Annotated in this window: 21 protein-coding genes and 1 riboswitch; of the genes, 6 read left to right on the top strand and 15 right to left on the bottom strand. The window is 66.0% G+C overall.

The window, feature by feature from the left end; genetic code table 11:
* Positions 1–83: 83 nt before the first annotated feature.
* From ACN0RC_RS01315 to typA, 7 genes are all read right to left on the bottom strand, one after another.
* Positions 84–1,379 (bottom strand): citrate synthase, encoded by a 1,296-nt coding sequence (locus ACN0RC_RS01315; RefSeq protein WP_417508250.1) that lies wholly within the window; start codon positions 1,377–1,379, stop codon positions 84–86.
* Positions 1,380–1,564: 185 nt separating this feature from the next.
* Complete coding sequence (dapC, locus tag ACN0RC_RS01310; RefSeq protein WP_417508249.1) at positions 1,565–2,677, bottom strand: succinyldiaminopimelate transaminase; 1,113 nt, start codon at positions 2,675–2,677, stop codon at positions 1,565–1,567.
* Between the two features lie 3 nt (positions 2,678–2,680).
* A complete protein-coding gene (gene fdxA, locus ACN0RC_RS01305) occupies positions 2,681–3,001 on the bottom strand; it encodes a ferredoxin (protein WP_417508248.1) in 321 nt (106 codons plus the stop codon).
* Positions 3,002–3,010: 9 nt separating this feature from the next.
* Positions 3,011–3,430: a histidinol dehydrogenase gene (locus ACN0RC_RS01300; protein ID WP_417508247.1), complete on the bottom strand. Its 420-nt coding sequence runs from the start codon at positions 3,428–3,430 to the stop codon at positions 3,011–3,013.
* A gap of 38 nt (positions 3,431–3,468) precedes the next feature.
* Positions 3,469–3,783 (bottom strand): AzlD domain-containing protein, encoded by a 315-nt coding sequence (locus tag ACN0RC_RS01295; protein ID WP_417508246.1) that lies wholly within the window; start codon positions 3,781–3,783, stop codon positions 3,469–3,471.
* Entirely contained in the window at positions 3,780–4,520 is a 741-nt protein-coding gene (locus tag ACN0RC_RS01290; RefSeq protein WP_417508245.1) for an AzlC family ABC transporter permease, read from the bottom strand. Before ACN0RC_RS01290 ends, ACN0RC_RS01295 begins: the two co-directional genes overlap by 4 nt.
* 159 nt (positions 4,521–4,679) lie before the next feature.
* Complete coding sequence (gene typA / locus ACN0RC_RS01285; RefSeq protein WP_417508244.1) at positions 4,680–6,593, bottom strand: translational GTPase TypA; 1,914 nt, start codon at positions 6,591–6,593, stop codon at positions 4,680–4,682.
* 102 nt (positions 6,594–6,695) lie between these two features.
* On the opposite strand from typA, the gene ACN0RC_RS01280 reads away from it, so the two are divergent.
* Both ACN0RC_RS01280 and ACN0RC_RS01275 read left to right on the top strand, forming a co-directional pair.
* Positions 6,696–7,463 carry a CPBP family intramembrane glutamic endopeptidase gene (locus tag ACN0RC_RS01280; protein ID WP_417508243.1) on the top strand — a complete coding sequence of 256 codons (768 nt, stop codon included), beginning with the start codon at positions 6,696–6,698 and terminating at the stop codon, positions 7,461–7,463.
* 163 nt (positions 7,464–7,626) lie between these two features.
* On the top strand, positions 7,627–8,568 hold the full coding sequence (locus ACN0RC_RS01275; protein ID WP_417508242.1) for a hypothetical protein: 942 nt from the start codon (positions 7,627–7,629) through the stop codon (positions 8,566–8,568).
* 33 nt (positions 8,569–8,601) lie between these two features.
* On the opposite strand, the gene ACN0RC_RS01270 is transcribed toward ACN0RC_RS01275, so the two are convergent.
* From ACN0RC_RS01270 to ACN0RC_RS01235, 8 genes are all read right to left on the bottom strand, one after another.
* Positions 8,602–9,153 (bottom strand): PH domain-containing protein, encoded by a 552-nt coding sequence (locus ACN0RC_RS01270; protein WP_417508241.1) that lies wholly within the window; start codon positions 9,151–9,153, stop codon positions 8,602–8,604.
* Complete coding sequence (locus ACN0RC_RS01265) at positions 9,150–10,796, bottom strand: dipeptide ABC transporter ATP-binding protein (RefSeq protein ID WP_417508240.1); 1,647 nt, start codon at positions 10,794–10,796, stop codon at positions 9,150–9,152. Before ACN0RC_RS01265 ends, ACN0RC_RS01270 begins: the two co-directional genes overlap by 4 nt.
* On the bottom strand, positions 10,793–11,737 hold the full coding sequence (locus tag ACN0RC_RS01260) for an ABC transporter permease (protein ID WP_417508239.1): 945 nt from the start codon (positions 11,735–11,737) through the stop codon (positions 10,793–10,795). Before ACN0RC_RS01260 ends, ACN0RC_RS01265 begins: the two co-directional genes overlap by 4 nt.
* Positions 11,724–12,656, bottom strand: coding sequence for an ABC transporter permease (locus tag ACN0RC_RS01255; protein ID WP_417508238.1), 933 nt, complete (start codon positions 12,654–12,656; stop codon positions 11,724–11,726). The genes ACN0RC_RS01260 and ACN0RC_RS01255 overlap by 14 nt, the downstream gene beginning before the upstream one ends.
* A gap of 83 nt (positions 12,657–12,739) precedes the next feature.
* A complete protein-coding gene (locus ACN0RC_RS01250; RefSeq protein WP_417508237.1) occupies positions 12,740–14,368 on the bottom strand; it encodes a peptide ABC transporter substrate-binding protein in 1,629 nt (542 codons plus the stop codon).
* 186 nt (positions 14,369–14,554) lie between these two features.
* Positions 14,555–17,374 carry an aminomethyl-transferring glycine dehydrogenase gene (gene gcvP, locus ACN0RC_RS01245; protein WP_417508589.1) on the bottom strand — a complete coding sequence of 940 codons (2,820 nt, stop codon included), beginning with the start codon at positions 17,372–17,374 and terminating at the stop codon, positions 14,555–14,557.
* A gap of 61 nt (positions 17,375–17,435) precedes the next feature.
* Positions 17,436–17,813 carry a glycine cleavage system protein GcvH gene (gcvH, locus tag ACN0RC_RS01240; RefSeq protein WP_417508236.1) on the bottom strand — a complete coding sequence of 126 codons (378 nt, stop codon included), beginning with the start codon at positions 17,811–17,813 and terminating at the stop codon, positions 17,436–17,438.
* Entirely contained in the window at positions 17,810–19,000 is a 1,191-nt protein-coding gene (locus ACN0RC_RS01235; protein ID WP_417508235.1) for a glycine cleavage system aminomethyltransferase GcvT, read from the bottom strand. The genes gcvH and ACN0RC_RS01235 overlap by 4 nt, the downstream gene beginning before the upstream one ends.
* 182 nt (positions 19,001–19,182) lie before the next feature.
* Positions 19,183–19,278, bottom strand: a riboswitch (glycine riboswitch).
* A gap of 64 nt (positions 19,279–19,342) precedes the next feature.
* Between ACN0RC_RS01235 and ACN0RC_RS01230 the strand changes: the two genes are divergently transcribed.
* From ACN0RC_RS01230 to nadC, 4 genes are all read left to right on the top strand, one after another.
* Positions 19,343–20,008, top strand: coding sequence for an NUDIX hydrolase (locus ACN0RC_RS01230; protein ID WP_417508234.1), 666 nt, complete (start codon positions 19,343–19,345; stop codon positions 20,006–20,008).
* 75 nt (positions 20,009–20,083) lie between these two features.
* Positions 20,084–21,376 (top strand): quinolinate synthase NadA, encoded by a 1,293-nt coding sequence (gene nadA, locus ACN0RC_RS01225; protein WP_417508233.1) that lies wholly within the window; start codon positions 20,084–20,086, stop codon positions 21,374–21,376.
* Complete coding sequence (gene nadB, locus ACN0RC_RS01220; RefSeq protein WP_417508232.1) at positions 21,373–22,896, top strand: L-aspartate oxidase; 1,524 nt, start codon at positions 21,373–21,375, stop codon at positions 22,894–22,896. Before nadA ends, nadB begins: the two co-directional genes overlap by 4 nt.
* The gene (gene nadC / locus ACN0RC_RS01215; protein ID WP_417508231.1) at positions 22,896–23,747 is read left to right on the top strand and encodes a carboxylating nicotinate-nucleotide diphosphorylase; all 852 of its coding nucleotides are present in this window, start codon (positions 22,896–22,898) and stop codon (positions 23,745–23,747) included. Before nadB ends, nadC begins: the two co-directional genes overlap by 1 nt.

Below are 23,747 nucleotides of genomic sequence, written 5' to 3'. Positions count from 1 at the left end.
GCGAAAGCCCCGGATCTCTTCCTTCAGGAAGTGATCCGGGGCTTTCGGCATTCACCGCGCATCGCGCGGATGGCGATCGGTGATCAGCGGGTCGGGAACTGGCGCTCCGGCGATCCTGTGTACAGCTGCTGCGGGCGACCGATCTTGGTCTGCGGGTCGAGGTTCAGCTCGCGCCACTGCGCGAGCCAGCCCGGGAGGCGTCCGATCGCGAACAGCACGGTGAACATGCGAGTCGGGAAGCCCATGGCCTTGTAGATCACACCGGTGTAGAAATCGACGTTCGGGTACAGGCGACGCTCCTTGAAGTAGTCGTCTGCGAGAGCGATCTCTTCGAGCTCCTTGGCGAGGTCGAGCAGCGGGTCGGTGACGCCGAGCTCGCGCAGCACCTCGTCGGCGGCTTCCTTGACGAGCTTGGCACGCGGGTCGTAGTTCTTATAGACCCGGTGGCCGAAGCCCATGAGCTTGACGCCCTCTTCTTTGTTCTTGACCCGCTCGACGAAGCGCGCCACACCCTGACCCGAATCGCGGATCTCGGCGAGCATGCTCAGCACTGCTTCGTTGGCACCGCCGTGCAGCGGACCGGAGAGGGCCTGGATGCCGGCAGAGATCGATGCGAACTGGTTCGCACCGGTGGAGCCCACCAGACGCACCGTCGAGGTCGACGCGTTCTGCTCGTGGTCTTCGTGCAGGATCAGAAGCAGCTCGAGCGCCTTCGACATGACCGGGTTGATCTCGTAGGGCTCGGAGTGCACACCGAAGTTGAGCTTGAGGAAGTTGTCGACGAAGCTCAGCGAGTTGTCGGGATAGAGGAACGCCTGACCGGTGCTCTTCTTGTGCGCGTACGCCGCGATCACCGGAAGCTTGGCGAGCATGCGAACCATGTTCAGTTCGACGTGCTCGGGGTTGTTCGGGTCGGTCTGGCCCTCGTAGTACGTCGAGAGGGCAGCGACCGCCGACGACAGCACCGACATGGGGTGCGCCGTGTGCGGCAGTGCGGAGAAGAAGTGCTTGAGATCTTCGTGAAGAAGGGTGTGACGACGGATGCGGTCATCGAAGTTCGCCAGCTCATCCGCAGAGGGCAGCTCGCCGTAGATGAGCAGCCAGGCGACCTCGAGGTACGTGCAGTTCTTGGCGATCTGCTCGATCGGGTAACCGCGGTAGCGCAGGATGCCCTGGTCACCGTCGATGAATGTGATGTCGGACTTGGTGGACGCGGTGTTGACGAATCCGTAGTCGAGTCCGGTGTAGCCGGTCTGCTTGGTCAGCGTCGAGAAGTCGATGCTGTCTGCACCTGCCGTGCTGCGCAGGAGGGGGAATTCTGCCTTGGTCTCACCGATCGTGAGAGTCGCCTTGGCCTGCTGGTCTCCCGCTGCACTCACGCGGTCCTCCTTGTACGTGTCCGCGAACCGCTGGCTTGAATCTTCCAGTCGGTCGCATTTGATCGAGGGCGATGCACGGCGCCGAGCACCTGGCCGGGTACCGACCGAATCGCCTTTACAGCCTAGTCGTCAGATCGGCCTACTGTGACATCGGCCAAGGGATGCACGCGATCCACGGTGAGAACCTACAGAGCTTCTCCCCGCAGGCGCCGTGCGCCGTCGGCGATGCGCTCCAGCGGGGCGGTGAGAGACAAGCGCACATGCTGGGCAGCATCCGCCCCGTAGAAGGGACCAGGGCCCGCGAGGATGCCGAGGTCGGCGAGCCTGCCCATCGATTCCCAGGCGTCGCGTCCTTCGGTGACCCACAGGTACAGGCCAGCCTCGGAGCCATCGATACGGAAACCTGCGTCCTCGAGAGCAGGCCGCAGCAGGTCGCGGCGTTCGCGATAGCGCTCTTTCTGCACGGCGACATGTTCGTCATCGCCCAGCGCCGCGATCATCGCGTGCTGGACGGGAAGCGGCATCATGAGGCCGAGGTGCTTGCGCGGCGTGAGGATCTCGGCGACCACCCGTGCACACCCCGCAACGAACGCCGCACGGTATCCGGCGAGATTCGACTGCTTGCTCAGCGAGTAGACGCTCAGCAGGTTGCGGCGCGAACCACCGGTGACCCGAGGGTCGAGGACGGATGGCACGGGCTCGGTCGCCCACTGGCCGTCCCAGCCGAGCTCGGCGTAGCATTCATCGCTGGCGAGCACCGCGCCGAGCTCGCGTGCGCGGCTGACGGCGACGGCGAGCTCATCGACGGTCCACGTGCGTCCGTCCGGGTTTCCCGGGGTGTTGATCCAGATGAGTCTGGTGCCCTCTGGCCACAACGCGGGATCGTCCTCGGCGACCGGTGTCGCACCGACGATGCGCGCCCCGACCTCGTAGGTCGGGTATGCCACCCGGGGGAAGACGACGATATCGCCGGCGCCGAGCCCGAGGAGCGTCGGCAGGAGTGCGACGAGCTCTTTCGACCCCACGGTCGGCAGCACGTTCTCAGGTGTGAGTCCCGGCACTCCCCTGCGCCGCGCGTACCAACCGGCGATCGCCTCTCGCAGAGCGGGCGTGCCGATGTTCTGCGGATAGGAGTGCGCGTCGGTGGCTTCTGCGAGAGCTGTGCGGATCACATCCGGGGTCGGATCGATCGGCGAGCCGATCGACAGGTCGACGAGACCCTGCGGATGCTGCGCCGCACGCTCCCGGAATGGGACAACTGCATCCCAGGGATAGTCGGCGAGATCCTTGACCCCCACGGACTACTCGCCCTGGGGAGGAAGCGCTGCGACGATCGGGTGATCGTGCTTGATGACGCCGATCTTCGCGGCGCCGCCTGGCGAGCCGATCTCGTCGAAGAATTCGACGTTCGCCTTGTAGTAGTCGGCCCACTCTTCGGGCAGGTCGTCTTCGTAGTAGATCGCCTCGACGGGGCAGACCGGCTCGCAGGCACCGCAGTCGACGCATTCGTCGGGGTGGATGTAGAGCGAGCGCTCACCCTCGTAGATGCAGTCAACGGGGCACTCGTCGATGCAGGCGCGATCCTTGACATCGACGCACGGAAGGGCGATCACATACGTCACCCCTTCAGTCTACGACTCGTTTCGCTCGGCGGGCGTCAGTGTCGGCGCCGCTGCCGGAGTCTGCACTCGGGACGGAAGCCGATCAAGGCTCGGCCAGGCGATCACGAGCAGCGCGATCCCGCAGATGAGGAAGATCCAGATCAGCCCCACCGGAGTGTTCGGGACGATGACGGATCCGCCAGGGCCCGGGCCCGAGATGATCAGCAGCATCCCGATCATTCCGATCGCTGTCGCCACTGCTGCGCCGCGATCATGCGTGAGCGTGCGCACCGCGACCAGGAGCGCGGCACACGCGATCCCGCCGACGATCAGCCCGACCGGCACCACACCCCACATCAGGCCGTGCGCGATGGTCCCGGCCGTCCCGTAGACAGCGCCGACGAGCGCAGCGGCGATCCAGGAGAGGGTACGAGACAACCAGTTGGGCACGCACCGATCTTACGCGGCCCCGCGCGTGCACCGTGGGCTCAGACGGCCCAGCCGACCAGCCGCAGCCCAGCCGCGACAGCCGCCGCAGCAATGACCACGACGAGAAACGACTGCCGCAGGTACAGCAGCCCCGCGGCGACGAGCACAGCCGGAACCCGAGCATCCACCACGACGTGCTGACCGGCACCGAGCGTCTGCACGGCGACGAGAGCCGCCAGCAGCGCGACCGTCAGCAGGTCAGAGATTCGCGCGGGGCGCGGCGCCTCCAGCAGATGCGCGGGAATCAAGTAGCCGAAGGCCTTCAGCGCCGCACAGATGCAGGCGGCGAGCAGCACCGCGCTCCACACGCTCATACGCTCGCCTCCGCGCTGACCGACGGCTTCTCATCGCGGCCCAGCCAGTTGAACCAGCCCACGACGATGGCAACGACCGCGGCCACCAGCACCGGCAGCCCTGGCATCAGGAAAGGCGTGAGCGCAGCGGCGACCACTGCCGCCGCGACGCCGACCGCAATCGCCTGTCGCTGTTTGAGCCGTGGCCACAGCAGGGCGAGGAAAGCGGCAGCAGCCGCGGCATCCAGACCCCACGCTTTCGGGTCGCCCAGGACGTCCCCGAGCAGCGCGCCCACGAGAGTGGTGATGTTCCAGCCGATGAAGACGCCGACGCCGGTGATCCAGAATCCCAGCCGTCGCAGCGGCGGGGTGCTCTGCGAGATCGCGACAGCGGTGGATTCATCGATCGTGACCTGCGCCGCAGCCATCCGCCGGAAGAAGCCGGATCCGATGGTCGGCGACATCCGCATGCCGTAGGCGACGTTGCGCACTCCGAGCAGCGCGGCCGAAGCGATCGCCGACGGGAGCGCCGCGATGCCGCCCGCGCCGAAGACGCCGATGAAGGCGAACTGCGATCCCCCGGTGAACATCAGCAGGCTCAGCACGCACGTCTGCCAGACATCGAGACCGGATGCTACCGCCAGGGCCCCGAACGAGACCCCATAAGCGCTCGTCGCTATCGCAACGCCCAGCCCTTCGCGCCACACCACCCGCCGGCCCGAGAGCTCTTCGGCCGCCGCCCGATTCGATGCACGCATGATGATCATTCTGATCGCCTGCCGGGCACAGAGCCAATCAGCGCTATTGGCGCGTCGGCCTGTTCGACACCGAGGCCGGAGAACGCAGAAGCATCCGAAACGCAGAAGGCCCCACCTGCCGGTTCTCTCCGGTGGGTGGGGCCTGCGAAGCTGCGAGGCTCAGACGTTCGCGTCCTGACGCTTCATACGTGCGGTCTCACGACCGCGAACGGTCTGGTCCAGAATGACCTTGCGGATACGCACGACCTCAGGAGTCACCTCGACGCATTCGTCGTCACGAGCGAACTCGAGGCTCTCCTCGAGGGTGAGCTGGCGCGGCGGCGTCATCGACTCGAAGGTGTCGGAGCTCGCGGCACGCATGTTCGTGAGCTTCTTCTCCTTGGTGATGTTCACGTCCATGTCGTCGGCGCGCGAGTTCTCGCCGATGACCATGCCCTCGTACACCTCTTGCGTCGGCTGCACGAAGAACGACATGCGCTCCTGCAGTGCGATCATCGCGAACGGAGTGACGACCCCCGAACGGTCCGCCACGATCGAGCCGTTCTGACGCGTGGTGATGTGACCGGCCCAGGCGTCGTAGCCGTGCGAGATCGCGTTGGCGATTCCGGTGCCGCGGGTCGTGGTCATGAACTCGCTGCGGAATCCGATGAGGCCGCGCGAGGGAACGATGAACTCCATGCGCACCCAGCCGGTGCCGTGATTGATCATGTTGTCCATGCGGCCCTTGCGGTTCGCTAGGAGCTGGGTGATCGCGCCGAGATGCTCTTCCGGCGTGTCGATGGTCAGGTGCTCGAAGGGCTCGTGCACCTTGCCGTCGATCTGCTTGGTGACGACCTGCGGCTTGCCCACGGTGAGCTCGAAACCTTCGCGGCGCATGTTCTCGACGAGGATCGCGAGTGCGAGCTCGCCACGGCCCTGGACTTCCCATGCATCCGGACGGCCGATGTCGACGACCTTGAGCGAGACGTTGCCGATGAGTTCGCGGTCAAGGCGGTCCTTCACCATGCGTGCAGTGAGCTTGTGGCCCTTGACCTTGCCCATGAGCGGAGAGGTGTTGGTGCCGATCGTCATCGAGATGGCGGGATCGTCGACGTGGATCTGCGGAAGCGGACGGACATCTTCGGGGTCGGCGATCGTCTCGCCGATGGTGATGTCCTCGAATCCGGCGATGGCGACGATGTCGCCAGGAGCAGCCGACTCGGCCGGGTAGCGCTCGAGCGCACGCGTCTTGAGCAGTTCGGTGATGCGGGCGTTCTGGTGGGTGCCATCTGCCCGGACCCAAGCGACAGTCTGGCCCTTCTTCAGCGTGCCGTTGAAGACGCGCAGCAGCGCGAGGCGGCCGAGGAACGGGCTCGAGTCGAGGTTGGTGACCCACGCCTGCAGCGGCGCCTCGTCATCGTAGGACGGAGCGGGGATGTGCTCGAGAATCGCCCCGAAGAGCGGCTCGAGGTCATCGTTGTCGGGCAGCGAGCCGTTCTCGGGACGGTTGCGGCTGGCAGCACCTGCACGGCCGGACGCGTAGACGACGGGAACGTCCAGCAGCGCGTCGACGTCGAGGTCGGGCACATCATCGACGAGGTCGGAGGCAAGGCCCAGCAGCAGATCCTGCGCCTCAGCCTCGACCTCTGCGATACGCGCGTCGGGGCGGTCGGTCTTGTTGACAAGGAGGATGACGGGAAGCTTCGCCTCGAGAGCCTTGCGCAGCACGAAGCGGGTCTGCGGGAGGGGGCCCTCAGAAGAGTCGACGAGCAGCACGACGCCGTCGACCATGGAGAGGCCGCGCTCGACCTCACCGCCGAAGTCGGCGTGGCCGGGGGTGTCGATCACGTTGATCGTGATCTCCTCGCCGCCCGCGTGCTCACCCTTGTAGGTGATCGCGGTGTTCTTCGCGAGGATCGTGATGCCTTTTTCGCGCTCGAGGTCGTTGGAGTCCATGGCGCGCTCATCGACGTGAGCGTGCTCGCCGAAGGAGCCCGTCTGACGCAGCATCGCGTCCACGAGCGTGGTCTTGCCGTGGTCGACGTGCGCCACGATTGCGACGTTGCGGAGGTCAGAGCGAAGGGCGTGCGCCATGCAAGTTTCCTAAAAGGGGTTTTGGGATGCGCCGGGATGCCGACGGTCCAGGATATCGCATGCTCGCTGAACGCTCGCCGACCGCTCCCGTAACATCGGGTTGTGACCCTTCGACAGGCTCAGGGACCGGCCCAATCCAGATCCCGCGTGTGGTGGGAGATCGCGATCGTGCTCGCGCTCGGCCTCGGCGAATCGGCGATCTACTCGATCGTGCAGCTCGCCTATCGGCTGACGGATGCCGCGCCCCTGGCAGATCAGACGACGACGCTGAATCCGTCTCGCAGCGACCGTGAGGTCTTCGACCTCATCTATCAGGTGCTGGGGATCGGGTTCTCGATCGTGCCGGTGCTGCTGGTGTGCTTCCTGGTGTGGCAGAACACCCGACCGCACCTGGGGAGTCTCGGACTCGACGGCACGCGCATCGGGCGCGACATCGGTCGCGGTGCGCTGCTCGTTCTCGCCATCGGCATCCCTGGCATCGCCCTCTATGTCGCCGGCCGGATGCTCGGGCTCTTCGTCCTGGTCGATCCCGGTGGGCTCGACCAGCATTGGTGGACCGTTCCGATCCTGGTCCTGTCGGCCGCACGCGCCTCGATCATGGAGGAGTTCGTCGTTCTCGGCTATCTGTTCTTCCGGTTGCGTCAGCTCGGCTGGAACATCTGGCCGATCATCATCGCGACCTCGGTGCTGCGGGCGAGCTATCACCTCTATCAGGGGCCCGGAGCGTTCATCGGCAACCTCGCGATGGGGCTGCTGTTCGGCTGGCTCTTCGCCCGAACAGGTCGCTTGCTGCCGTTCCTGGTTGCACACTTCTTGATCGACGCCGCGGCGTTCGTCGGCTACCCCCTCGTAGCGCCGCTCCTCCCCTAGCTCCCCAACCTGCAAAACCACGCCGAGACCGCGCCGAATCGCGCGGTTCTCGGCGTGGTTTTGCAGGTGCGGGGCGTGCACCACTCGTTCTGCACAGGTGAGGAATTCTCTGTGCGGCTGTGGAAAGCACAGAAGCGGCTGTCCTACGTGAGAGCTTGGCTCGATGCAGATCCTGCCGAGCCCCCTGCCTCTCGTCCTCTCACGCAACCAAGGCATCAGCCATACGGAACGCGGATGGCGATCGGGCGCACTGACGCGTCTCGCTCGCGGCGTGTACGTCGAGACTGAACCGTGGAGAGTACTTCCGCCGTGGGAGAAGTATCTCGTGCAAGTTCATGCGGTGATCGCGATTGACCCTCGTCGAGTGATCTGCCACGAATCAGCGGCGGCGCTGCTGGGTGTACTGATCGCTTACCCCGGTCGCCCGGTGCATGTGCTCGCTGGCGAAGGGTCGTCACGGGAGTACCGCGGTGTCCGCACGCACGTATTCGTCGAAGGGCGCGACACCATCATCGTCGATGGCATCCGTCTCACATCGCCCTCCGCGACGGCCGTGGACATTGCCCGTACCCGTCCGCCCGCCGAGGCGCTGGCGTATGCCGATGCACTGTTGCGCATCGATTCCACGATCATCCCCGAATCGCTCGGCGCTCTCAACGAGGCACTCGTGTCCGGGCGCGGACGGCGTCAGGCTTGCTGGGCGCTGGAGCGCGCGACCGGCATCCCGGAGAGCGTGCTGGAGTCGGCCAGCGTGGCAGTGGTCGAATGGCTGGGCTACGAAGCACCCACGCTCCAACAGGAGTTCTGTTTTGAAGGACAGCTCGACCGATGCGACTTCTATTGGAAAGACGCCGACGTCATCGGCGAGGCCGACGGTGATACGAAATACTCGGCCGAATCGGGTGATCCGACGGCGGTGATCATCAAAGAGAAAGGCCGCGAGAACAGACTGCGGCGCAGTACAGCGGGTCTCGTCCGCTGGGGATGGCGCGAGCTGCACGAGATCGATCCGGTTGATGCAGCGCTGCGCTCGGCGGGGCTGCAACCCGTGCGCCCTCGCGACACGATGCGCCTGGCGAACTTCAGCCCGTTGGGCCGAGACTGACGCGCAAACCGCAAGGGTGGGAAGGGGAACGGGTCAGCGGGTCGCGACCACGGCGACCGCCGCCCAGGCCACGAGCACCGCGAGACCGATGATGGATGCCCAGTCCCATGTTCGGACGACGACAGCATCCGGTTGGCTTTCCGCATCCAGCCGGAGGCGCTGCATCCGCGAGATGCCATCTTCGGCCGTTTCGTTCCCGTCCTCGCGCGTCCGCTCGGGTCCGATCCTTCGCGGACGTGAGCGACCAGGGCTGCCGAAACAACGGACGACCGCGCCATCATCCAGCGTGAGCTCGAGTTGCCAGCGCATGGCGATGCGCTTCACCCTGCTCCATGGAATCCAGGTGCGACGAAGCAGGTTCTGCACGCGGACGCCCCTGCGATCGGCACGCACGTCAGACGCGATCCCCACCACGTAGACGGCCCAGAGGACCAGAAGAATCCACGGCGCGAGAAGCACCGCCAGGACGACCCCCGACCGGACAGCCGCATCGACCAGTAGTGCTGCCGCAATCAGCGCACAGAGCACGAAAAGGACGACCGACCCGGTGACTCGAAAGACCCGGGCCGGTCGAGCATCCGTCATTCGCTGACGCCGCCCAGAGGCAGCGTTGCTCCGGGGATGGCATCCAGCAGTCGGCGGGTGTACTCCTGCTGAGGATTGCTGAAGATATCGTCGACCGTGCCCTGCTCGACGATGCGTCCCTGCTCCATGACGCACACGAGGTCCGCTGCGACACGAACGACCGCAAGGTCATGGGTGATGAACAGGTACGTCAGGCCGAGGTCGCGCTGCAGGTCGGACAGCAGGTGCAGGATCTGATCCTGCACGAGAACATCCAGCGCAGAGACGGCCTCATCGAGAACCACGATGTCGGGCTTCAGCGCGAGCGCACGCGCGATCGCAACGCGCTGGCGCTGGCCGCCCGAGAGCTCGTTCGGGTAGCGCCAGGCGAGCTCCTGAGGCAGGGCCACCTGCTCGAGCAGGTCGAGCGAGCGCTGGTGCTGCTCATCGCGCGTGCCGATGCCGTGGACCTGGAGCGGCTCGGAGATGAGACTGCCGATGCTGCGCAACGGGTCGAGCGAGCCGTACGGGTCCTGGAACACCGGCTGCATGCGACGACGCAACCGGAACACATCCGACCGCGACATCGTGCTCGTCGCCAGCCCGTCGATGAGGATCTCACCGTCGGTCGGCTTCTCGAGCTGCAGGAGCATCTTCGCGACCGTGGACTTGCCCGAGCCGGACTCCCCCACAAGCGCAAGCGTCTTTCCGCGCGGAATCGAGAAGGAGACGTTGTCGACCGCACGGAAGTTCTCGTGACGCAGGCCACCGGTACGAATCGAGAAGTCCTTGACGAGGTCACGCACCTCGACCACAGCCGGAGCGTCCTCGTTCACCTGCATGGACCGCCCCGTGAGCCCGATGCGCTTGGATGCCAGGCTGGGGGCAGCCGCGACCAGTCGCTGAGTGTACGGGTGACGCGGGTTGGAGAGGATCTCCGCGCTCGCACCGGCTTCGACGATCTCACCCTGGTTCATCACGAGGATACGATCGGCGCGCTCAGCGGCGAGGCCCAGGTCGTGCGTGATCAGCAGCACGGAGGTGCCGCGTTCGCTGGTGAGGGTTGCGAGATGATCGAGGATCACTCGCTGCACCGTGACATCGAGTGCGCTGGTGGGCTCATCGGCGATGAGCAGCTTCGGGTCGGCTGCGAGGCCGATTCCGATCAGCGCACGCTGCCGCATGCCTCCAGAGAACTGGTGCGGGAACTGGTGCATGCGCCGCGCTGCATCGCTGAGGCCGGCTTGGACGAGGACCTCAACGGCGCGATCGTGCACTTCGCGCCGTCCGCGGGCGAGCCCGTTCGCTCGCACCGCTTCCTTGACCTGGAAGCCGATCGACCACACCGGGTTGAGGTTCGACATGGGGTCCTGCGGGACGTAGCCGATCTCGCGCCCGCGGATCCGCTCCATCGCATGTCGGCTCGCCTTGGTGAGGTCCTTGCCGTTGAGCTCGATGCTGCCCGCGGTCACCTCGCCGGTGCCTGGCAGCAGATCGATGATCGCGGCAGCCGTGGTCGATTTGCCCGAACCCGACTCACCGACGATCGCGAGCGTCTCGCCCTCGAGGATGTCGAAACTCACGCCGTGCAGGACCTCGCGCGACTTCTTGCCGCTGCGGAACGCGACCTTCAGGTCACGGATGCTGAGAAGCGGTGCATTCATCGCTGTGCCCTCGCCTTCGGATCGACGGCGTCGCGCAGAAGCTCGCCGAGACTGATGAATGCCAGCACGGTCACCGTCAGCGCGAGCGACGGCCAGAACAGCGCCATAGGTGCGGTTCTGATGCTGGTCTGAGCCTGGCTGATGTCGTTGCCCCACGACATCGTGCTGCCGCCGAGACCGACACCGAGGAACGACAGCACGGACTCTGCGACGATTGCCGCAGCGAGGCTGAGGGTAGCGACCACGATGACCGGCGCCATAGCGTTCGGCAGCACGTGGCTCAGCAGCGTGCGGAATCGCGAGAGACCCACAGCTTCTGCGCCCATCACGAAATCAGCCTGCTTCACGCGGAGCACTTCGGCGCGCATGATCCTCGCCGTCGACGCCCATGCGAACCCACCGATCGCGAATGCGAGCACGATCTCGTTGCGCACCGGCATCACAGACATCACGACGATCGCCGCGATGATGTACGGGATCGTGAAGAAGATGTCACCGATGCGCGAGAGCAGCGAGTCGAGCCAGCCGCCGTAGAACCCAGCGAACGCGCCCATGATCATGCCGAGGACCGTGCTGATCAGCGTGGCGAGCAGGCCCACCACCACTGAAGTGCGCGTTCCCCAGATGATCCGGGAGTAGACGTCGCATCCCTGGCGGGTGAAGCCGAGGGGGTGCCCGGCCTCCGGTCCGCCGTTGCTGTTCGCGAGCGCGCAGCCGTTGTTGGGCGCGACGTTCGTGAACAGTCCCGGCCAGAGCGAGACGATCACCACGAGCAGGACGAACGCTGTGGAGATCCAGAACAGCGGACGATGACGCAGATCGCGCCAGGCGTCGAGCCACAGGTTGCTGCGCTTGGCATCGATGCGGACGGCGTCGACCGCAATCGACGTCGTTTCGACGGGAGCGACGTAGTGCTCCACGTTCGCGTCAGGACGAGACATAGCGAATCCTCGGGTCGAGCAGGCCGTAGATCAGGTCCACGACGATGTTGATGAACACATAGACGACGACGAACACCGTGACGAACGAGACGACCGTCGGGTTCTCGCCTCGAATGATCGCCTGGTACAGCGTGTTTCCGACGCCGGGGACGTTGAAGATGCCCTCGGTGACGGTGGCGCCCACCATGAGGATGCCGAACACGGTGCCGAGGTCGGTGACCATCGGGATCAGCGAGTTGCGAAGAACATGCACGGGGATCACGCGTCCGCGCGACAGGCCCTTGCTGTATGCGGTGCGCACCCAGTCCTGGTTCAGCGTCTCGATCGTGGAGCTGCGGGTCAGGCGCATGCTCGTCGCGTAGACGCTGACGCCGAGGACTATGGCGGGAAGCCAGAGATCACCCCAGTCGTTGCGCGCACCGACCGTCGGTCTGAACCACCCCAGCTGCACTGCGAGGAAGTATTGCGCGAGGAATGCGAGCACGAAGATCGGTACCGCGACGAAGATGAGCGCGAGCACGAGCATCGAGTTGTCGAAGATCCCACCCTTGCCGAGTGCGGAGAACAGTCCGATGACGATCGCGAGCACGAACGCGATGACGATGGCCATCACTGCCAGACGCAGCGTGACGGGGAACGTCCGAGCCAAGATGTCGCTGACCGGCTGCCCCGAGAAGCTGATGCCGAAATCGAGCCGGAAGATTCCGGCGATGTAGTAGAAGTACTGCACGATGAAGGGCTGATCGAGGTGGTACTGCTCGCGCAGTCGCTCGAGAAGCGCCGGGTTGGGCTGACGGTCTCCGAACAACGCCGCGATCGGGTCGCCGGGCATCGCAAAGACCATGAAATAGATCAGCAGGGTGGCGCCGAAGAACACCGGGATCGCCTGCAGGATCCGTTTGAGGATGTAAATGGCCACCCTCGACCTCCGTTCAGATACGGGCCAGACAGGGCGACGAGGCGGTGGTCTTCACCACCGCCTCGTCACCTGCCGTTCGGGTGTCAGCCTACCTTGGTGATCTGTTCGTACAGAGGCACCGAGTTCCAGCCGAACTCGACGTTCTCGACGGTCTCACCGTAGCCACCGACGACGTTCGAGTACCACAGCGGCGTTGCCGGGAGGTCACGGAGCAGAACCTCCTGTGCCTGCTGGAACAGGGAGTTCGCCTCCTCGGGGTCCGTCGCCGAGATGCCCTGCGAGAGCAGGTCATCGAACTCGGGGCTGGAGTAATCTCCATCGTTCGAGCCGGCGTTGGTTGCGTAGAGCGGGCCCAGGAAGTTGTACAGACCCGGGTAGTCCGCCTGCCATCCGGTGCGGAATGCGGTCAGGATCGCACGCTCGGTGACCTCACCGCGCAGCTCAGCGAAGGTCGGGTACGGGGCACCCGATGCGTCGATGCCGAGCGTGTTCTTGATGGAGTTCACGGTCGCGTCGACCCAGGCCTGGTGGCCTCCGTCGGCGTTGTAGGCGATCTGGAAGGAACCCGACCACGGGCTGATCGCGTCAGCCTCGGCCCACAGTTCCTTGGCCTTCTCGGGGTCGTACGCCAGAACCTCAGCGCCTTCGAGCGAGTCGGACCAGCCGTCGATGACCGGCGAGGTGAAGTCGCTGGCCGGGGTACGGGTGCCCTGGAAGATCACGTCGGTGATCTCCTCGCGGTTGATCGACATCGACAGCGCCTGACGACGCAGCTTGCCCTCGTCGCCACCGAAGTGCTCGAGGCGCTCGGGGATCGTGAAGGACTGGAAGATCGCGGCCGGCTGGTTCACAGCGCGGTCGCCCAGGTCGGACTCGAAGGTCTCGAAGGCCGAGTCCGGGATCGCGTCGAGAACGTCGAGCTCGCCAGCCTGCAGGTCTGCGTACGCAGCGTCCTGCGAAGCGTAGAACTTGATGTCCAGTCCGCCGTTGGCCGGCGTGCGCGGGCCGTCGTAGTCAGGGTTGGAGACGAGGTTGATTCCGACGTCGTGCTGCCACGCGCCTTCACCCTCGAGCATGTACGGACCGTTGCCGATCGGGTTCTCACCGAAAGTGTCGATGTCTTCGAAAGCGACATCGGGCAGCGGGAAGTACGCGGAGTAGCCGAGACGCTGAGCGAAGTCAGATGCCGGCTTGTTCAGCGCGATCGTGAAGGTGTAGTCGTCGACCTGCTCAAGACCGGTCAGCTCAGAGTCCTCGTCGTAGCTGAAGCCCTCGATGTCTTCGAAGAAGTAGCTGGAGAGCTGCTCGTTCGATGCGAGAGCACCGTAGTTCCACGCGTTGATGAAGTTGTCAGCAGTGACCTCTTCACCGTCGGTGAAGGTCAGCCCCTCGCGGATCTTGACGGTGAGGTGCTGCGGGTCTTCGACCGTGATGTCCTCAGCGACGTCGTTGAACACCGAACCGTCGGCCGCGTAGCCGATCAGCCCTGCGAACATCGCGTCGAGGATCTTGCCGCCGCCGACCTCGTTGGTGTTGGTCGGGATCAGCGGGTTCTGCGGCTCAGAGCCGTTCACCGAGATGATGGCCGAAGCATCGCCTCCGTCAGTGCTGTCGCCGTTGCCGGAATCGTTGGCGCTTGCGCAACCAGCCAGAACCATGGTCCCGGCTGCGAGCAGGCCCACCCCGGCGAGGGTGATCTTGTTTCGCTTCATGTGAGTGTCCTCCTGTGGACAGGTGCAAAGGCGCGACAACAGTGAGCGCACCATTACATCTGAGGCTACGTGACCTTCTCGCACACAGGTAGCGCCGTTAATGAACCGTTACTGAACGATCGCCAAGGAAACTCGGTCTCCCACCCCGCGAAACCGAATTTTTTGCGCTTTCGCGGGGTGGGCTGTTCACGCGAATGCCTCGATCGGCGGGCAGGCGCAGACCAGGTTGCGGTCGCCGTAGGCCTGGTCGATCCGGCGCACCGGTGGCCAGTACTTCGACGCGATGAGCGTGCGCACCGGGTATGCGGCATCCTCACGCGTGTACGCGTGGTTCCACTCCCCCGAGATCAGCGACGCCGCGGTGTGGGGTGAGTTCACGAGCGGGTTGTCGTCTGCGGGCCAGCGGCCCGCGGCGACAGCATCCGCCTCCTGCTTGATCAGGATCATCGCCTCGATGAACCTGTCGATCTCGCCGAGGTCCTCCGACTCGGTCGGCTCGACCATGAGAGTCCCCGGCACCGGGAACGACATCGTCGGCGCGTGGAATCCGTAGTCGATGAGCCGCTTGGCGACGTCGTCGACCGTGATGCCGGTGGCTTCTTTGAGCGGACGCAGGTCGAGAATGCACTCATGCGCGACCCGCCCGTTCTCGCCGGTGTACAGCACTGGATAATGCGGACTCAGGCGAGCGGCGATGTAATTCGCCGACAGGACAGCGGCAGCCGTGGCGTCCCGCAGCCCACCTGCGCCCATCATGCGGACGTACGACCACGAGATCGGCAGGATTCCGGCCGAACCGTAGGGAGCACCCGAGACGACACCACCGGCGAACTCATACCCACCGGCGTGGGTCGCGCGCTGTTCGAGCGGATGCGACGGCAGGTAGGGCGCAAGATGCGACTTCGCCGCGACCGGCCCGACGCCTGGTCCACCACCGCCGTGCGGGATGGCGAATGTCTTGTGCAGGTTCAGGTGCGAGACGTCGCCGCCGAGGTCGCCGAATCGCGCGTAGCCGAGCAACGCGTTGAGGTTGGCCCCGTCGACATACACCTGCCCACCAGCGTCGTGCACCGCGGCAGTGATGTCGACGACATCCTGCTCGTACACGCCGTGCGTCGACGGATACGTGATCATGAGCGCCGCGATCTCATCGGCATGTGCGGCGATCTTCGCGCGCAGGTCGTCGAGATCCACGTTCCCGAGGTCGTCGCACGCGACGACGACGACCTTCATTCCGGCAAGAACAGCGGATGCTGCATTCGTGCCGTGCGCGGATGACGGGATCAGGCACACGGTGCGAGCCTCGTCGCCGTTCGCGAGGTGGTAGCTGCGAATCGCGAGGAGTCCGGCGAGCTCACCCTGGGACCCGGCATTCGGCTGCAGCGAGACCGCGTCGTATCCGGTGACTTCGGCGAGCCAGCTCTCGAGCTGGTCGATCATCTCGAGATATCCCTCCACGTCGGGTGCCGGGGCGAAGGGGTGGATCTGCGCGAACTCCGGCCACGTGATCGCAGCCATCTCGGTTGCCGCATTGAGCTTCATCGTGCACGAGCCGAGCGGGATCATGCCGCGATCGAGCGCATAGTCGCGGTCGGCGAGGCTCTTGAGGTACCGCATCATGGCAGTCTCGCTGTGGTGCACGTGGAAGACGGGGTGGGTGAGGTACTCGTCGGTGCGCTTCAGGGACTCCGGAAGTGCCCCGCGCGATCTGGTTCCGAAGAACCCGAAGGCGCGCTCCTCAGTGCCGCCGAAGAGCGTGGCGACACGGTGCAGCTCCGCGACGGTGGTCGTCTCATCGGCCGAGATTCTGATGGTGGTGTCATCCACGAGGTAGAGCAGGATGCCCTGCTCGTCGTGGGCACGGGAAACGATCGTCGCAGCATCCGCGGTGCGCACGGTCAGCGTGTCGAAGAAGGCGTCGTGCACGATCTCCGCGCCGGCGTCCGTCACCCAGTCACGCAGCATGGATGCCTTCGCGGCGACCTCGCCTGCGATCGCTCGCAGTCCGTCCGGCCCGTGATAGACGGCGTACATCGCCGCCATCACGGCCAGCAGCACCTGCGCGGTGCAGATGTTGCTGGTCGCTTTCTCGCGGCGGATGTGCTGCTCACGCGTCTGCAGAGAGAGGCGGTACGCGGGCTTGCCCTCGGCATCGACCGAGACGCCGACGAGGCGGCCGGGCAGCTGACGCTCCAAGCCCTGACGCACAGCCATGTAGCCGGCGTGCGGCCCACCGAACCCCATCGGCACGCCGAAGCGCTGGGTCGTGCCGACCGCGACATCGGCGCCGAGAGACCCGGGCGACGAGATCAGCGTGAGCGCCAGCAGGTCGGCGGCGACGACCGCGAGACCGCCAGCGACGTGCACGGCATCGATCACGGCTGTCGGGTCCCAGACGAGTCCGGATGCCGCGGGGTACTGCACGAACGCGCCGAACAGTTCTTCCGGCAGCGCTTCGCCACCGGACAGGTCGCGCTCGACGAGCTCGATGCCGAGTGCCGACGCACGCGTCGCAAGCAGCGCCTTGGTCTGCGGGAACGCGTCGGCGTCCACCACGAACACGGGCGACTTCGACTTCGACGCTCGACGCGCCAGCAGCATCCCCTCGGCGACCGCCGTGGACTCGTCGAGCATCGACGCGTTCGCAGTCGACAGCCCGGTGAGGTCGGCGACCATCGTCTGGAAGTTGATGAGCGCCTCAAGGCGGCCCTGCGAGATCTCCGGCTGGTACGGCGTGTACGCGGTGTACCAGGACGGGTTCTCCAGGACGTTGCGTTGGATCACACTCGGGGTGATCGTGCCGTAGTAGCCGAGACCGATCATGGCCCGGTTCACCGTGTTGCGCGATGCGAATCCGCGCAGCTCGGCGAGGGCCTCCGCTTCGGTCGCAGCCGGCGGCAGCACGGACGATGCTGCCGCGTCGGTGAAGATGGCGGCGGGAACGGCCTGACGCATGAGCGTCTCGACCGGTGCGTCAGCATCCGTGAGTCCGAGCGCCTCGAGCATCGTGCGCTGGGTCTGGGCGTTGGTTCCGATATGACGATCGGCGAAGGCTGTCACTGCAGGATCACCCTTCGGTCAGCGTGACATATGCATCACGGTCGAGCAGGGCGTCCGTGCCGCCTTCGGCGATCGACACCTTGATCAGCCAACCGCCTTCGAACGGCTCGGCGTTCACGAGCGACGGGTCATCGACGACGGCGTCGTTGACCTCGATGACGCGGCCGACGACGGGAGCGTAGAGTTCGCCGACCGACTTGGTCGACTCGATCTCACCGATGACGGCCCCCGGCGTGAGGTCGAGACCGACCTGCGGCAGCTCGACGAAGACGACGTCGCCGAGCTTGTCGGCGGCATAGTCAGTGATTCCGATCGTGGCCGTCGTGCCCTCGACGTGGAGCCACTCGTGCTCTTCGGTGTACTTGAGTGCGTTGAGATCGGTCATTTCTTCCTCCGGTAGAAAGGCAGTGCGGTAACGGTTGCGGGGATCTTGGTGCCGCGGACATCGAGGAACACAGTGGCTCCTTCGTCGGTGAACGCGGGATCGACGAAGGCCATCGCGATCGGGTGGCCGAGAGTGGGGCTGAGGGCGCCGCTGGTGATCTCGCCGATGACGGTGCCGTCGTCGGCGACGACGGCGTAGCCAGCGCGGCCCGCACGCTTGCCGTCGGCTGCCAGGCCGACAAGCACGCGTGCCGGCCCCGCGATCGCTGAGCCTGTCGAAGCATCGACCGCGTTCTTGCCGACGAAGTCGTCCTTGTCGGATGCCACGACGCGGCCGAGCCCGGCCTGCGCAGGTTTGATCCCGAGCGAGAGCTCATGACCGTAAAGCGGCATGCCCGCCTCGAGCCGGAGTGTGTCGCGAGCTGCGAGCCCGGCTGGAACCAGGCCGTGCGGCTCACCTACGGCGAGCGCGGCGTCCCAGAGCGCAGCGGCGTCCTCGGCGCGAACGAGCAGTTCGAAGCCGTCTTCACCGGTGTAGCCCGTGCGAGCGACGATGAGCGGTTCGCCGTTGTAGCGTGCGTCGGTCCAGGCATAGTACTTCTGCTCGGCCCACGGCACGGTGAGGTCGGTGATGCCGTCGATCGCCGCGGCGATCGTCTCGGACGCCGGTCCCTGGATGGCGATGAGCGCGAAGGAGTCGGAGACGTCTTCGACGGTGACACCGGTCTTCCCCCCGACGAACGCGAACGACCCGTTGTCGTCGACCATCTCTGGCGTGCGGCGGAATGCGTGGGCGCGTACGCGCTCGCTGAGTGCCGCAGAGACGGCATCCCGGTTGCCGGCGTTCGAGATGATCAGGAAACGGTCATCGCTGATCCGATAGACGATGACGTCATCGATGATGCCGCCGGAGTCGGAGAGCAGCAGTGAGTACTTCGCCTTGCCGATGATCATGGTCGACAAGTGCCCCGCAAGCGCGTAATCGAGGAACGCGGCGGCTTCGGAGCCGTGGACGAGGAACTCGGCCATGTGCGAGATGTCGAAGAGGCCCGCGGCCTGGCGCACGGCATGATGCTCAGCGAGATCAGAGGTGTAGCGCACCGGCATCTGCCAGCCGCCAAAATCGGTGAAGGATGCTCCGAGCGACTCATGTCGCTCTCGGAGCGGAGTGAAGCGTGCCTCGGTCATGGAGTTCTCCCGTGTGGATCGGAAGGATGCCGTACGGAATGCACGGTATCCGAGAACTCCCCCTCTGTCATGGGCCTGAGAGTTTCGCCCCTTCTCGATCCCTGAGCCTGTCGAAGGGTCAGGGAGCGTGACGAGGGGCTTTCACCGTCGGCGGATGCGTGAGCATCGCTCTTCAGAGTGGCCTGACCTGCGCGGTACTCGGTACCTGAGAGATTGGCGGGGAGGCTTGCTCCTTCGGTGCCCGGTCGCATTCACCGGGGCTCTCCCGCACGGGTCGTGGGGCCGTCTTCAGTTGTCACTGACAGCTTAGCCGCACACCCCCTCTCATCTAGGCTCAACAGCGTGACTTCTCTCGACGGCACCTCCGACGCGATCCGCGTCGCCGTGTCGACCGTCATCTTCTCGGTGCGCAGCGGCACAGACGGTGACCGGCTGATGCTTCCGTTGGTGCGACGCACGCGGGAGCCGTATCTGGGGTCCTGGGCACTGCCCGGCGGCTGGCTCGATCCTGACGAGGATCTGGATGCCGCGGCATCCCGCACGCTCGCCGAGACCACCGCTCTCAAGCCGAGCTATCTCGAGCAGCTGTACACGTTCGGCGATGTCGACCGCTCCCCCGCGCGCGCGATCTCGATCGTGTACTGGGCGCTGCTGCGATCCGATCTCGTCGACGCGCACCGCGCGGCCGCCGGCGCACCCGAGAACGTCGAGTGGTTCGACGTCGACGCGATGCCGACGCTCGCCTTCGACCACAACCGCATCGCCGAGTACGCCCTGTGGCGCCTGCGCAACAAGGTCGGCTACAGCTGGATCGGTGCGGGACTCCTCCCCGACGAGTTCACTCTCACCGAGCTGCGCGAGGTCTACGAGACGGTGCTCGGCCGCCGCCTTGACCCTTCGAACTTCCGACGCCTGCTCGAGGGATCGGACGAGCTCGTCCCCACGGAGTCGTTCCGCACTGGGAAGCACCGCCCTGCGCGGCTGTTCCGTGTCGCTTCCGACGACTGAAATTGCAGTAAAGGTCATTTCGACATAACCTGAACCCGCACAGTAAGTGTCGAAGTGACCCTAAGGCGGAGCCTGATGTCCACACTCGCTACTCACCTGATCGATCCCTCGGTCGATCACCTGATCCAGGCCGCACCGGCCGAGTCGTGCAGCAGCGATCTCGCGGCATCCCCCTGGACCTTCGACAGCGTCCCCGGCTACGGCCCCGGCTCCTCGATGGGTGATGTCATCCCGAGCGGAGCACCCCGCCAGGGCGAGCTGCCTGCCGAGTACCGCGACGCGAGCGATGCTGACCTCGATCAGCGGATCCGCGCCGCGAAGGCCACGCTCGGCGACCGCGTCGTCGTGCTCGGACACTTCTACCAGCGTGAAGAGGTCGTGCAGCACGCCGACTACGTGGGCGACTCGTTCCAGCTCGCGAACGCGGCGCTCGAGCATCCGAATGCCGAGGCGATCGTGTTCTGCGGGGTGCACTTCATGGCCGAGACGGCCGATCTGCTCTCGACCCCCGATCAGGCCGTGATCCTGCCGAACCTCGCGGCCGGCTGCTCGATGGCCGACATGGCCGACATCGACCAGGTCGAGGACTGCTGGGAGCAGCTCGAAGACGCTCTCGGCCCGCTCGATCAGGCGGGCCCCGACGGCCGCGTGCCCGTGATCCCGGTGACCTACATGAACTCCTCCGCCGCGATCAAGGGCTTCGTCGGGCGCCACGGCGGCATCGTCTGCACGTCTTCGAACGCCGAGACAGTGTTGGAGTGGGCTTTCGAGCGCGGACAGCGCGTGCTGTTCTTCCCCGATCAGCACCTGGGTCGCAACACCGCGAAGGCGATGGGCGTGCCGCTCGAACAGATGCCGATGTGGAACCCGCGCCAGCCGCTCGGCGGTTCGTCCGCCGCGCAGCTGGTCGACTCGCGCGTGATCCTGTGGCACGGCTTCTGCTCCGTGCACCGCCGGTTCACGGTCGCGCAGATTGATCAGGCCCGCGCCGAGCATCCGGACGTGCGCGTGATCGTGCATCCCGAGTGCCCCATGGAGGTCGTGGATGCCGCCGACGAAGCGGGATCGACCGACTACATCCGCCGGGCGATCGCCGGAGCGACCGAACCTGCGACATTCGCGATCGGCACCGAGATCAACCTTGTCCGGCGCCTGGCCGCACAGTTCCCGCAGCACGAGATCTTCTGCCTCGACCCGGTCGTCTGTCCGTGCTCGACGATGTACCGCATTCACCCCGGGTACCTCGCCTGGGTGCTCGAAGAGCTGGTCGCGGGCCGCGTCGTCAACCAGATCTCGGTGGCGTCCGACGTTGCCGATCCGGCGCGCGTGGCTCTCGAGCGGATGCTGGCCGCAAAGCCCCGCGCATGAACGTGATCGTCGCAGGCTCCGGCATCGCGGGGCTCACCGCGGCTCTGCACGCCGCCGATGCCGGGCACCGCGTCACTCTCGTCACGGATGACGCCCTCGGGGGCGGGTGCACCCCGCTTGCCCAGGGCGGCGTTGCGGGCGTGTACGGTCCTGGCGACTCGCCCGCTGTGCACGCGGCCGATACTCTCACAGCCGGCGGAGGGCTCGCTGACGCGGCGGCCGTCGATGTGCTCGTGAGCGAAGGATCCGCGCGCATCGCAGAGCTCATCGCTCGTGGCGTCGCGTTCGATCGCGGTGCGGACGGGATGCTGCTGCTCGGCCGCGAAGCAGCGCACAGTCATGCGCGCATCGTGCACGCCGGTGGCGACGCGACGGGGGTGGCGATCTCGCGGGCACTCGTCGCGCAGGTGGAAGCTGCCGATATCGAAGTGGTCGAGCACGCATCGCTGGTCGATCTCATCGTCGCCGATGGTGTCGTGCGAGGCATCCGGATGCTTCGCGAAGCGCTTACCGACATGTACGCGGATGCCGTGATTCTCGCGACCGGCGGCGCCGGGCGCCTCTATGCGCACACGACGAACCCCCGAGGTGCCAGGGGCGGAGGAATCGCCGCGGCGATCCGCGCAGGGGTCGCTGTTGCGGATCTCGAGTTCATGCAGTTCCATCCGACCGTGCTCGGTGCGGGAGCGCCTTTTCTCATCTCGGAGGCTGTGCGCGGCGAAGGCGCGGCGCTCGTCGACGAGCACGGACGCCGGTTCACGTTCGACTCCCACCCCGACGGAGAGCTCGCACCCCGCGATGTGGTCGCGCGCGCCGTCGCACGTCAGGCCGCAGCGCAGGGTTCGCCGGTGCGGCTGGACGCCACGATGATCGGCGCAGCGCGTCTCGCGGAGCGTTTCCCGACGATCGATCGGGTCACGCGCGAGCGCGGACTCGACTGGAGCCGCGAACCGATCCCGGTGACCCCGGCCGCACACTATCTGATGGGCGGAGTGGTGACCGATATCGACGGACGCACGTCGCTCCCCGGGCTCTTCGCCGTCGGCGAGGTCGCCCGCACCGGTGTGCACGGAGCAAACCGCCTCGCCTCGAACAGCCTGCTCGAGGGCGCAGTCTTCGGTGCGCGCGCTGCCGCAGCGCTCGAGCCTGACCCGTCGTCGACCCCCACGTCGGCGCCCCCCACGTTCAGGTCGCGAATTGTGCCGGTATCGGATGCTGAGAACGGCACAAATCGCGACCTGAACGGTGGGGTTTTCTCGCGCGCTGCGCTGCAGCAGCTGATGTGGGACCGAGTCGGACTGCTGCGGACGCACGAAGGCCTCGCCGAAGCACTCGAGACGATCCGCAGCTGGCGTGCGACAGCGGTTGCCCCCGCCTTACGCTCTGGGGTCTCACGCTCCGCCCACGAGGATGCCGATCTGCTGCTCGTTGCGGAAGCCACCGCATCCGCTGCCCTGGCGCGTACGGAATCTGTCGGTGCGCACCACGTCGACCACGAACCTGCCCTGATCGGAGCCTGATGCTCACCCCCGCCACCGTCACCCGCGTCGTAGGAGCTGCCCTCGAAGAGGATGCTCCGTGGGGCGACCTCACCAGCACCGCACTGCTGCCGGCCGAGGCCACCGCAACCGCTGACCTCGTCGCCCACGAGGCCGGAGTCTTCAGCGGCGGCGATGTCTTCTCTGCCGCGTTCACTCTCACCGATCGCTCGCTCACCGTCGACCTGCACGTCGGCGACGGTGACGAGTTCGCACCGGGAGACGTGCTTGCGACCGTGTCGGGTTCCGCGCGCAGCATCCTCACCGCGGAGCGCGTCGCACTCAATTTCACCCAGCGCATGAGCGGCATCGCGACCCTGACCGCGCAGTACGTGCGCGCGATCGACGGCACCGGGGCGCGCATCGTCGACACCCGCAAGACCACGCCGGGGCTGCGTGCATTCGAGCGGCATGCGGTCGCCTCGGGCGGCGGAAACAACCACCGCTTCTCGCTGTCGGATGCGGTGATGGCCAAAGACAACCATCTCGCCGTGCTGCAGTCATCGGGTGCGGATCTCGCCCCTGCCCTGCGCGAGGCCCTGTCGAAGCTGCCGCACACCACGCATGTGGTGATCGAGGTCGACCGCCTCGACCAGGTCGAGACGGTGCTCGCGGGCGGGGCGCACACCGTGCTGCTCGACAACTTCTCGCTCGAAGATCTTCAGGCGGCAGTCGCACTGATCGGTGACCGTGCGACGGCCGAAGCATCCGGCGGGGTGAACCTCGACACCGTGCGCGCCATCGCCGAGACCGGCGTCGACGTGATCTCGGTCGGCGCGCTCACGCACTCCGCGCGCGCGTTGGATCTGGGGCTCGACGTACGGATCGACTGA

Source organism: Microbacterium sp., from assembly GCF_048259935.1.
Taxonomy (GTDB): Bacteria; Actinomycetota; Actinomycetes; order Actinomycetales; family Microbacteriaceae; genus Microbacterium.
Note: the sequence above shows the minus strand (reverse complement) of the source record. Positions and strands in the feature narration are given on the sequence as shown.